Genomic DNA, 10,677 nt, shown 5'->3' on the forward strand with positions numbered 1-10,677 from the left:
GCAACCCTCGCGGAGGCTCGCCCTCACCCGGAATGCATCTAGCGATGCATTTCCGACCTCTCCCCGCAGGCGGGGCGAAAGAGCCCGTTGCTCCGATCGAGTGCGCGCGGCTAGCCTGCCTTCGCGTTCGGCGGAAACTCCAGCATCGCTTCGCCGGCCGCGACCGTCTCGCCGCGTTGGTTCTGTACGGCGACGTCGACCAGCACCCAGCGCGACTTCGCGGTCGTTTGCTTGGCTTTGATGGTGCCGGCCGGGCGGATGGTGTCGCCGGGCTTCACCGGCTTCAGCCAGCGCGTCTCGAGCCTGCGATGGATCGCGCCGGCAGGCGTTGCCCAGTCGGTCAGCATGCGCGAGATCAGGCCGAAATTGTTCATGCCGTGCATGATGATGCCGCCGAAATTGGTCTTGCCGAAATCGCCCTTCATGTAGTTGTCGTCGAGATGCAGCGGGTTGTAGTCGAGCGACGCGTCGCAGAACAGGCGGATCGATTCGCGCGAAACCGCAAATGCCGGGCCGTCGATGGTGTCGCCGGCCTTGAGAGATTCGAAATTCGCCGTGGTCATGGTGATCCTCCTTACATCGGACGGATGGTCTGGCCGCGACCCGAGCAGATCACGTCGCCATGCTGGTTGAAGAAGACATTGTCGTGCACCACGAACAACCGCTCACGCTTGATGAACTTGTCGAGCGCGCGCGCCTGCAGGGTGATGGTGTCACCGGGGCGTGCCGGGATGTTGTAGCTCCACGACTGCCCGGCATTGACGGTGCCCGGCGAGCGCATCCAGTCGTCGGCCGGCGTGCAGGCGAACATCAGCAGGATATGGATCGCGGGCGGCGCGATCAGCCCGCCATAGGGGCCGGCCTTGGCGGCTGCTTCGTCAAGATAGAGCGGATTGGTCTCGCCGACTGCGCGGCAGTACAGCGCGATCGCTTCCTGCGTGAGCTTGTAGGGCAGCGTCTTGCGCGGCTCGCCGGGGACGATGTCGTCCCACACCTTGCGCAGCTTCGCGTCTTTCCAGAAATCGGTTTCGAACGGGGTGGCCGCAGAACTTTCTGCTTGCGCCATCGTGCATCCTCCTGCTACTGAGTTCGCCAGGCGAACAATTCATTCGCTGTATGAATTCACGCTAGCGCGGTCGGGAGCCCCTGACAAGCGCGCAGGGCCGCGTCATGTGCAGGCAGCCATGCGGGCTGCGATGTCATGAGCGCGATGACGGAACCAGCTGGGCGCCCGCCATGAGCAAAGAGAGTGACGGCTTCGTGCGCGCGATTGCGCGCGGCTTCTCGATCATCGAGGCACTCGGCAAGCCGCCGGGGCGGCACACGCTGGCGGAGGCCGCCGATACTGCCGGCCTCAACCGCGCCACCGCGCGGCGTATCCTCGCGACCCTGATCGCGCTGAAATATTGCGCCTCCGACGGACGCTATTTCAGCCTGCGGCCGCGCGCGCTCGGGCTCGGCCTGTCCTATCTCAACGCCTTGCCATACTGGGGTCATGCGCAGCGTGCGCTGGAAAACCTGCGCAACGAGATCGGCGAATCCTGCGCGATGGCGGTGCTCGACGAGGATGAGATCGTCTATGCGCTGCGCCTGCCGGCGCGGCGGATTCTTTCCGCCAATCTTGGCGTCGGCAGCCGGCTGCCCGCGCATCTGGTCTCGCTCGGCCGCGTCATGCTCGCGGCGCTGCCGCCCGGCACCCGCGAGGCTTATCTCGCGACCGGGGGCTTCAGGCAGGTCACGCCGCGCACGGTCACCGATCCGGAGCGTCTCGGCGAGTTGCTCGCGCGGGTCGAGAGCGACGGCTATGCCTGGGTCGACGGCGAGCTCGATCCGGCGATCTGCGGCATCGCGGTGCCGTTGCGCGATCCCGCGGGCGCGGTGGTCGCCGCGCTCAGCGTCAACACGATCTCGGGAACGGTGAGCGAAGCCGGCGCGCGCAAGAAGTTCCTGCTGCCGCTGCGCCGCACCGCGCAGGAGATCCGCAGCCAGATGCTGACATCAGGGTAGGGGACGGCCGTTATCGACGCCTTTTCACCCGCTCCGGACCTGGATGGCTTTCCACGCCCATGCCGAATGAATAGTCTTTCGCCTTGCTGGCCGGGTGAACTGCCAAGGAAAATCGCGGCCACGTCAAAGTGCAGATCGATTGCTCAACTTGCCGGAGGATTGCTGTGGCCGACCCAGTCCGCGCCCCTTTCTATCACGACGGAATGCGTGAGTTGCAGGACCGCTTCGACGGTCGGCGTGTCGCCGACGGCCTCGAGAAGCATCGCCTCCACTTCGAATTCTGGGAACAGGACCGCAAGCTCATCGAGGAGACGCGCTTCTTTTTCATCGCGACCGGCTACCAGGACAACGTCGATTGCTCGATGCGTTCCGGCGATCCCGGCTTCGTGAAGATCACCGGGCCTGATACGCTTGAGTTCCCTGAGTACGACGGCAACAACATGTACCGCACGCTCGGCAATATTCACCGCAACCCGAACGTCGGATTGTTGTTTGTACGGCTCGACGGCAAGACGTTTCGCACGCGCATCCGAGGCAAGGCAACGATCCACGACAGCGCCGAAGTGCTTGCCGGGCATCACGGCGCGAAGGTCGTCGTGCGCGTCGAATGCGAGATCTTTCCAAATTGCCCGCGCTACGTTCCGGACCTGATGGGCGCCTCAGCGGACGTACCGGCGAATCTGTACGTGCCTCGGCCCGGGTACGAGCCGCCCGCCCCGGAATGGAAAAGCCGGGATTATCTCAAGGACGTGCTTTCGAAGTACGATCCGCATCGGAAACGTGACGCATAGCGGACAGCCGGGAACCGCATCCGGACGAGCGAGCAAACCGCGATCAGGGCAGCGGCGCCATGTAGGGAATGCTGCCGACCAGAGCGAACACCTGCACCGCGTTGCACAGCATGCCGCCCCAATGCAGCTGGCGCAGCCGCCGCACCGCGGTGGGATCACCCGAGTCTCGCGCGTCCGCCTCAGCATCGAGCCGCCGCAAGAACCATCGGCGCGCCAGCACCGCGAACGCCGCGATCAAGGCGATGCCAAGCGCAACGGCGAACCGGCCGGCCGTGGCAAAGGCGAGCGTGCCGATCACGCCCGAAACAGTGAGCACCAGGAAGTAGGCATTGAACATGCCACGCAGCAGCCGTGTGACCGGCGGGACGTCGAGCTTCACGAGCAGGAACGCCGGCGCCGCCAGCAGGAAGTATCCCATCGGCACCAGCAGGATGATGGTGGAAAACAGGACCGCTTGATCCGGCGTCATGCAGCCGCTCCGTGTTGGAAGGCGAGAGGATTTCGGTGCGGGAAACCTGGGGTAGTATCCGTGCGGGATATGTGCCGCACTATTAGGCTTTGGTCGGATGCGATGATATCAGACCTGAAGTCTGCGCAAAGTCCAGCGAGGGGCGGCCCGCATCCCGATTGCGAATGCAGGCTCCAGCCGCGAGCATGCCACATCTGTTTGGGTGGACCGGCTCTTGCATGCTAGAGATGACTTACGTCCAACCTCTGAGGCCAGAATTCTCATGCCCATCGTGAACCGCGTCGCCGATCTGCAACCCGATATCCAGGCCTGGCGCCGCGACATCCATGAAAACCCCGAGCTGCTCTACGATGTGCACCGCACTGCATCATTCGTCGCCGACCGGTTGCGCGAGTTCGGTTGCGACGAGGTCGCGACCGGGCTCGGCAAGACCGGCGTGGTCGGGGTCATCAAGGGCAAGAAGGGGCCGGCCAAGGGCGACGTCAAGGTGATCGGCCTGCGCGCCGACATGGATGCGTTGCCGATCCACGAGCAGACCAATTTGCCCTACGCCTCGAAGACGCCGGGCAAGATGCACGCCTGCGGCCATGACGGCCACACCGCGATGCTGCTGGGGGCGGCGCGCTATCTGGCCGAGACGCGCAATTTCGCCGGCGAGGCGGTCGTGATCTTCCAGCCGGCCGAGGAGGGCGGGGCCGGAGCAGCCGCGATGATCAAGGACGGCCTGATGGATCGCTTCGGCATCGAGCAGGTCTACGGCATGCACAACGGTCCGGGGATTCCGATTGGCTCGTTCGCGATCCGCACCGGCCCGATCATGGCCGCGACCGATGCGATCGACATCAAGATCGAAGGGCTCGGCGGTCACGCCGCGCGTCCGCACAAATGCATCGATTCCGTGCTGGTCGGCGCGCAGCTCGTCACCGCCTTGCAGCAGATCGTCGCGCGCACCGTCGATCCGCTCGACTCCGCCGTGATCTCGATGTGCGAGTTCCACGCCGGCAACGCCCGCAACGTGATCCCGCAGACCGCGGAGCTGCGCGGCACCGTGCGCACCCTGACCCGCGAGGTGCGCGACCTCATCGAGAAGCGCGTGCGCGAGGTGGTCGACGGCGTTGCCAAGATGACCGGCGCCAAGATCGATCTCACCTATGAACGCGGCTACCCGGTCACCGTCAACCATGAGGCGCAGACCGAATTCGCGAGCCGCATCGCGCGCGAGGTCGCGGGCGCGTCCAACGTGCACGAGATGCCGCCGCTGATGGGCGCCGAGGATTTTTCCTACATGCTGGAAGCGCGGCCCGGCGCCTTCATCTTCTGCGGCAATGGCGACAGCGCCGGCCTGCATCACCCTGCCTACAATTTCAACGACGAGGCGATCGTCTTCGGCACGTCGTATTTCGTGAAGATCGTCGAGAACGCACTGGCGGCGTGAGGCTCACGCGTCCCATCGCACCGGCAGCGTCACCGGTCCGCGGAACCCCCAGCCGCGCACGACCGGCGGCGCCTCCGCGCGGAGGCGCAGATTGCGCAAGCGCGCGAACAGCATCGGCGCCACGATCTTGCCGACGGTCAGCCGCGACACCCAGGTGCCGGCGCAGAAGTGCGGTCCGGCGCCGAACGCCAGATGCGATTGCTTGGGCCGCGTCACGTCGAAGCGATCGGGCTCGACGAAGCGGCTGCCGTCGCGGTTGGCGGCGCCGACGCAGAGGCCGATCTGAAGGTCTTGCGGCAGCGTGGTGCCGGAGAGATCGACGTCGCGGGTGACGCGGCGCGGATACATGCCGATCGGCGAGATCCAGCGCACCGCTTCCTCGAGCGCGGCCGGCCACAGATCCGGCTTTGCCAGCACGCTGTTCTTCTGCGGCGGGTTTTCCAGGAGGCCGAGCACGAGCGTCAGGATCGCGTCGCGCGGCTCGTTCAGGCCGCCGCCGATGATCACCTTGATGTTGGCGCGGATGCCCTCGATCGGCATCGGCGGATCGGCATTGATCATCGAGGACAGGACCGAAGGATTCGGCTGGCGGCGGTGATCGTCGAGCACCGCGTCGATCGCGGCATCGACCTCGGCGCTCGCCTGCATCGCCTTGCGCTCGATCTCGGCGTCGGCGGCGTAATTGCCCGCGCCGTCGATCAGCGCCTGCGACCACTCGGCGAGGGTTTGCCACGGCATCTTGCGAAACCCGATCATTGCCATCAGGCTGAGCGAGGCCATCGGCGCGGCAAGGGCGGAGAACAGATCGGCCTCTTCGGTCGCCAACAGATCATCGATCAGTTTTTCTGCGATCGCGGTGAATTGCGGCGCCCAATGCTCCTTGATTGTGGCCGGACGGAACGAGGGCTCGATCGCCTTGCGGCCGATCGCATGCTCGGCGCCGTCCTTGCGCATGAAGGTCGGCCCCATCACCTTGTTGACCAGCGAGGCCGGATTATCGGCCGAGTAGGTCGCGGGATCGCGCTCGATCCGCATGATGTCGTCGAAGCGTGTCACCAGCGTCAGCTTCGCGGGCGCGACGAAGACCGCCGGCGCGATCTCGCGCAGGCGGCGGAAGATCGGATAGGGGTCGTCGAGCAGATCCTGATACGCGATATCGGTAACGACAGGCACGGCGCTGGTCATTGGTCCTCCCGGGAGCGCTTTTTCGCCAAGGCTAGCCCCGGGCTGCGCGATCGCTCAATTCGATGGGATTGATCTGGCCCATCGAAATATTCCATGACCTTGTGCTAGGCTGGGCCGCCAGCAATGCGGGAGGTGCAGCGTGGCGGCCAATTCCTCGATCGATCCGATCGACATCGGGACTCTGCGGACCCTTGTGCTGGTCTATGACCTGCAGTCGTTCTCCGCCGCGGCCAAACGGCTCGACGTCAACCAGTCCACCATCAGCTATGCGATCGAGCGGCTGCGCGGCGCGCTGCATGACCCGCTGTTCGTTCGCAGCGGCAATGGCGTGACGGCGACCAAGCGCTGCGCGACGCTGGTTACCTGGGCGCGGGACATGATCGGCGAGATCGACGGGCTTGCCTCACCGGCGGAATTCGACCCGGCGACGGCGCAGGGCAGCGTGACGATCTCCTGCAACTATCACGAACGCCAGACCCTGATCCCGCAGTTCAGCACGCGGCTGCGCGCCGGCGCGCCGCAAGTCCGTCTCGTCCTGCTCGATGCCGCGGGCCACGGCGATGTCCATCTCAAGCAGAACCAGTGCGACATCGTGCTTGGTCCGGTCGGCATCGCCGGCGAAGGCTTCTTCCGGCGCCATATCCTCACCGACCACTACGTCTGCGTGATGGATCGGGCCAATCCGCTGGCGCGCGGCCGGATCGCGCTGTCGGCCTATGCCAGGGCCGAGCATGTCTTCATCACCCACAGCGGTGAGTGGCAGCCGCTCTATCTCGCGGCGCTGAGGGCGAGGAAGATCGAGATCGAGCCAGTGGTCAGCCTGCCCAACCACGACAGTCTGGAGCGCATCATCACAGGCACCAGGCTCGTCGCGACCATCCCGCATCATCTGGCGCGGGCGATGCGCGGCGGCCTCCATGTCGCTGCGCTGCCGTTCCGCGTGCCGATCTCGATCGACATGCACTGGGGCGCCAGGACGGCCAAATCCGGCTTGCACAAATGGGCGCGCGGCCTGCTGGCCGAGGTTGCGAAGGCTTGCGCCGCCTGAGCGAGGAGCCGGGCTGCAGTCCAAAGCAAAAGGCCCGCACCGGAGTGCGGGCCTTTGTCCGGCGCGTTGCTGCGCCGAAAGCGTGGGGCGTCAGAACAGGTGGTAGAACACGTAGTAGAGAACGCCCGAGATGATCATCGCGGCCGGCAGCGTCAGCACCCAGGCCATCGCGATGTTGCGGATCGTGGCCCATTGCAGGCCGGAGCCGTTGGCGGCCATGGTGCCGGCGATGCCTGACGACAGCACATGCGTGGTCGAGACCGGCAGGCCGTAGCCGTCGGCCGCCGCGATCGTCGCGGCCGCCGTGATCTCGGCGCAGGCGCCCTGCGCGTAGGTCAGGTGGGTCTTGCCGATCTTCTCGCCGACGGTGACGACGATGCGCTTCCAGCCGACCATGGTGCCGAGGCCGAGCGCGATGGCGACGGCGAACTTCACCCAGCTCGGGATGAACTTCGTCGCGGCATCGAGCGAGCCCTTGTACTGGTTCAGCGTGGCGATGTCGGCAGCGGTCAGCTCGGCTTCCTTGTCCTTCATCAGGAAACGGATCGCCTCGGACGCCAGGTACATGTCGTTACGGGTGTTGCCGACCGCGTCAGCCGGGAACTTGGCCAGCGATCCATACTGGGCAACCTGCTGGCCGATGTCGCGCACCAGCACCGCAAGCGACGGAAAGGTGCCTTCGTTGATCTGGTGCTGCGCGACATAGTTGGTCACAGCCGGGCGCGGGTTGCCGATCACGTTGTAACCGGCGGCCTTGCCTTCGATGACCTTGCTGGCCGCGGTCGAGTGCGCCGTGAACAGCTCGATCTGGCTCGAGGGCATTGCGCGGTTCAGCGCATAGGCGGTCGGCACGGTGCCGATCAGGATCAGCATGATCAGGCCCATGCCCTTCTGACCGTCATTGGAGCCGTGGAAGAAGCTGACCAGTGTGCAGGTCAGGATCAGGATGCCGCGGATCCACCACGGCGGCGGCTGGTCGCCGACCGGTTCGCCGAACAGCGCCGGCGTCGCGCGCTGCAGCGCGATCTTGAGGAGGTAGAGCAGGCCGGCGGCGAGCGCGAAGCCGAACAGCGGCGACAGCAGCAGCGCCTTCGCGATGTTGGTCGCCTGCGACCAGTCGACGCCCGAGGTGCCGTCACGGCCGCGCAGCAGCGCGTTGGTGATGCCGACGCCCATGATCGAACCGATCAGGGTGTGCGAGCTCGAGGCCGGCAGGCCGAGCCACCAGGTGCCGAGATTCCAGATGATGGCGGCGATCAAGAGCGCGAACACCATGGCAAAGCCGGCACTGCTGCCGACCTGCAGGATCAGTTCGACCGGAAGCAGCGAGACGATGCCGAACGCGACGGCGCCGCTGGAGAGCAGCACGCCGATCAGGTTGAACATGCCCGACCACACCACGGCGACATGCGCCGGCAGCGAGCGGGTGTAGATCACGGTGGCGACCGCGTTCGCGGTGTCATGGAAGCCGTTGACGAATTCGAAGCCGAGCGCGATCAGCAGCGCGACGAACAGCAGGATATACGGCAGGAACGAGGTGATGCGCGTGCCGGTGGCGTCGACATCGGCATAGATGCTGTAGGCAACGAACAGCAGCGCGGCCGCAACCACGCCCAAATAGATAACCCCGGTGAGAGGATGAAAGCCCTTGTCGAGGTCCGGACCCTTTTTCAGGGCGGGCTCGATCGAGCCGGGTAACGCCATATCGCTCATGGTAAACTCCTGTCCCAATGCTCCCGATTTTGATCGATGCATATGACAAGCAATTGAAATCCGGCCCGCGAGCCGCGCCGGTCTCCCGTGGCGGTGGACATCGAGCCGAAGTTTTGTGCAACGCATTGAGCGCGCACGTGGCTTCGCGGCCTCGTGGCAATCTTCAGCAACAAGGATCGCGGATCGCGACGGAAAGCTGCCTGCGTTTCGCAGGACGAGACAATGTGCGGAGGACATCACACTGGCATCCGGCCGGCCGGGCAGCCGGAGAATTCGGCGGACGCCTGCGAGTGGAAGGTTGCGAAATGAGGGAGGGGGATTGAGAGATGAGGTGGCGCGCCGCACGATCGGGGCTAGCAAACCGCGCAGCGCGCCCGCCTCAGGGTACGTCATGGCGTGAACATGACGCCCGATACCTGCGGAACATGCTACCCTACCACGGATCAATTAAAGGTTGTAGGTATTTGTCCGCGGCTTAGAACAATTTCTCGTTGCGATGTGGTTCCTCAGGTTCCGCTGGTTTTGCGGAACTCAAGCTGCATCGACTGATCTGCGCAACTGATGTGCGGCGATTTTCAGGTCGTCGATAAAGCGCTGATATTCCAGCGCCTTGGCTTTTTCATCCGGCAGCCGCAACAGATAGGACGGGTGCACAGTGACGAGCACCTTGGTTCCGTCGTGGTCGATCAGATGGCCGCGGTTCTTGTTGATCGGCGTGATCTTGCCGAGCACGCTCTGCGCCGCGGTGGCGCCGAGCGCCATCACGAGGTCCGGCTTGATGGTGGCGAGCTCGCGCTCATACCACTGGCGGCAGGCGCGGATCTCCGGTGTGCTCGGCTTCTGGTGCAGCCGGATCTTGCCGCGCGGCACGAATTTGAAGTGCTTCACTGCATTGGTGACATAGACCTTGCGGCGATCGATGCCGGCTTCCTGCAGCGCTCGATCGAGCATCTGGCCGGCCGGTCCGACGAAGGGGTGGCCTGCGAGATCTTCCTTGTCGCCGGGCTGCTCGCCGACCAGCATCAGCGTTGCGCTTTGCGGTCCCTCGCCGAACACGGTCTGGGTTGCGTCTTTCCACAGCGGGCAGGCGCGGCAATCGGCGGCCTCCTCGCGCAAGGCCGCGATGGTGTCGTGAGCTTGCCTGCCTTGAACTTGCTTGCCTTGAACTTGCTTGCGGGGCATCGGCGTATCCTGCCGCTTCTGCGGCTCGGCCGCCTTGCGTGCGATGAAGGGGCCGCTGGTCATGCGCATTGCGTCTTCGATCAGAGGCTTAATGATCGAGTCCTCGGGCAGGTTCCTCCAATAGGCTTGCGGCATCTCCATCACTTTCAGCCGTGCGGGATTGAAGCGGCCGTTGTCGTGACGCCGCCAGGCCTCCTCGAGCCGGTCCTCGGTCGGCACTTCGGATTTGGCGACGCCCGGCGTGATCGAGATCGCGTGCCCGTCCCAATGTGCGCAGACGTCGGGGGTCAGGATCGACCACGGCATGTCGGCGAAGCGGCCGGCGAAGAACGGCGCGGCAAGCTCGACGATGTGATGCTCCGGCTCGAACCAGGCGACGTAATGAGCCGTCCGCTCGCGGCCGATCTCGCGGAAGCGCAGATGCGCATGCATCCTGTCGATATCGACATAGACCGCGCGCGCCATCGCGTGGACCTCGGCGATATCGGGATCATCGGTCGCACTGAGCAGATCGTGACGGCTGCGCAGCCGCCACAGCAGGCGATAGAGCAGGGCAAAGCGTTCGTCACTGCGATGCAGGATCGCGGCCTTTGCGAGCTCGACGAATTTGGCCGACACATTGAACCGCGCCTGCGGCGTATCCGGCAATTCATTCACGCAGGATGCCGACGACAATTCGTCGTCGCTGCGTACGGTCCATGTGATCTCCGCGGGCTTCACATCGTTCAGCGCCAATCGCCGCGCGGCCTTGCGCCAGCCCTCGAAATCGGTGTCGTTGTCGAGCACGATGATACGCATGCGATTGCTCCGTTTCCGTCACGCCGTCATTTTCGGGGCCTGCGTGCCT

10 protein-coding genes are annotated in these 10,677 nt (G+C 64.9%); 4 read left to right on the top strand and 6 right to left on the bottom strand.

The features are described 5' to 3' along the window. Positions 1 to 110: 110 nt before the first annotated feature. Together ACZBJS_RS05340 and ACZBJS_RS05345 are read right to left on the bottom strand one after the other, a co-directional pair. Positions 111 to 563, bottom strand: a complete 453-nt coding sequence (locus ACZBJS_RS05340) for a MaoC family dehydratase (RefSeq protein ID WP_057015675.1) — start codon at positions 561 to 563, stop codon at positions 111 to 113. Positions 564 to 574: 11 nt separating this feature from the next. Then, entirely contained in the window at positions 575 to 1,066 is a 492-nt protein-coding gene (locus ACZBJS_RS05345; protein WP_028331684.1) for a MaoC family dehydratase, read from the bottom strand. 170 nt (positions 1,067 to 1,236) lie between these two features. Between ACZBJS_RS05345 and ACZBJS_RS05350 the strand changes: the two genes are divergently transcribed. After that, the gene (locus ACZBJS_RS05350) at positions 1,237 to 2,007 is read left to right on the top strand and encodes an IclR family transcriptional regulator domain-containing protein (RefSeq protein ID WP_076833082.1); all 771 of its coding nucleotides are present in this window, start codon (positions 1,237 to 1,239) and stop codon (positions 2,005 to 2,007) included. Positions 2,008 to 2,171: 164 nt separating this feature from the next. Next, positions 2,172 to 2,798, top strand: a complete 627-nt coding sequence (locus tag ACZBJS_RS05355; protein WP_463438474.1) for a pyridoxamine 5'-phosphate oxidase family protein — start codon at positions 2,172 to 2,174, stop codon at positions 2,796 to 2,798. 43 nt (positions 2,799 to 2,841) lie between these two features. On the opposite strand, the gene ACZBJS_RS05360 is transcribed toward ACZBJS_RS05355, so the two are convergent. Next, positions 2,842 to 3,267, bottom strand: a complete 426-nt coding sequence (locus ACZBJS_RS05360; RefSeq protein ID WP_057015672.1) for a hypothetical protein — start codon at positions 3,265 to 3,267, stop codon at positions 2,842 to 2,844. 262 nt (positions 3,268 to 3,529) lie between these two features. Here ACZBJS_RS05360 and ACZBJS_RS05365 point away from each other — a divergent pair, with 262 nt between their 5' ends. Then, positions 3,530 to 4,702, top strand: a complete 1,173-nt coding sequence (locus ACZBJS_RS05365; protein WP_057015671.1) for a M20 aminoacylase family protein — start codon at positions 3,530 to 3,532, stop codon at positions 4,700 to 4,702. Between the two features lie 3 nt (positions 4,703 to 4,705). On the opposite strand, the gene ACZBJS_RS05370 is transcribed toward ACZBJS_RS05365, so the two are convergent. Further along, positions 4,706 to 5,887: a cytochrome P450 gene (locus ACZBJS_RS05370; RefSeq protein ID WP_463438475.1), complete on the bottom strand. Its 1,182-nt coding sequence runs from the start codon at positions 5,885 to 5,887 to the stop codon at positions 4,706 to 4,708. Positions 5,888 to 6,026: 139 nt separating this feature from the next. Between ACZBJS_RS05370 and ACZBJS_RS05375 the strand changes: the two genes are divergently transcribed. Further along, positions 6,027 to 6,935 (top strand): LysR family transcriptional regulator, encoded by a 909-nt coding sequence (locus ACZBJS_RS05375; RefSeq protein ID WP_316394609.1) that lies wholly within the window; start codon positions 6,027 to 6,029, stop codon positions 6,933 to 6,935. A gap of 90 nt (positions 6,936 to 7,025) precedes the next feature. Here the strand turns inward: ACZBJS_RS05375 and ACZBJS_RS05380 are convergent, their stop codons facing one another. Further along, positions 7,026 to 8,648 (bottom strand): inorganic phosphate transporter, encoded by a 1,623-nt coding sequence (locus ACZBJS_RS05380; protein WP_057015669.1) that lies wholly within the window; start codon positions 8,646 to 8,648, stop codon positions 7,026 to 7,028. 531 nt (positions 8,649 to 9,179) lie between these two features. Beyond that, positions 9,180 to 10,628 (bottom strand): UdgX family uracil-DNA binding protein, encoded by a 1,449-nt coding sequence (locus ACZBJS_RS05385; protein ID WP_076833091.1) that lies wholly within the window; start codon positions 10,626 to 10,628, stop codon positions 9,180 to 9,182. Between the last annotated feature and the right edge of the window lie 49 nt (positions 10,629 to 10,677).

The organism is Bradyrhizobium sp. KZN70725, from assembly GCF_055264925.1.

Coding starts and splice junctions, on each gene's coding strand:
- ACZBJS_RS05365 (WP_057015671.1), top strand. CDS start 3,530: ATGCCCATCGTGAACCGCGTCGCCGATCTGCAACCCGATATCCAGGCC.
- ACZBJS_RS05340 (WP_057015675.1), bottom strand. CDS start 563: ATGACCACGGCGAATTTCGAATCTCTCAAGGCCGGCGACACCATCGAC.
- ACZBJS_RS05370 (WP_463438475.1), bottom strand. CDS start 5,887: ATGACCAGCGCCGTGCCTGTCGTTACCGATATCGCGTATCAGGATCTG.
- ACZBJS_RS05360 (WP_057015672.1), bottom strand. CDS start 3,267: ATGACGCCGGATCAAGCGGTCCTGTTTTCCACCATCATCCTGCTGGTG.
- ACZBJS_RS05345 (WP_028331684.1), bottom strand. CDS start 1,066: ATGGCGCAAGCAGAAAGTTCTGCGGCCACCCCGTTCGAAACCGATTTC.
- ACZBJS_RS05380 (WP_057015669.1), bottom strand. CDS start 8,648: ATGAGCGATATGGCGTTACCCGGCTCGATCGAGCCCGCCCTGAAAAAG.
- ACZBJS_RS05350 (WP_076833082.1), top strand. CDS start 1,237: ATGAGCAAAGAGAGTGACGGCTTCGTGCGCGCGATTGCGCGCGGCTTC.
- ACZBJS_RS05385 (WP_076833091.1), bottom strand. CDS start 10,628: ATGCGTATCATCGTGCTCGACAACGACACCGATTTCGAGGGCTGGCGC.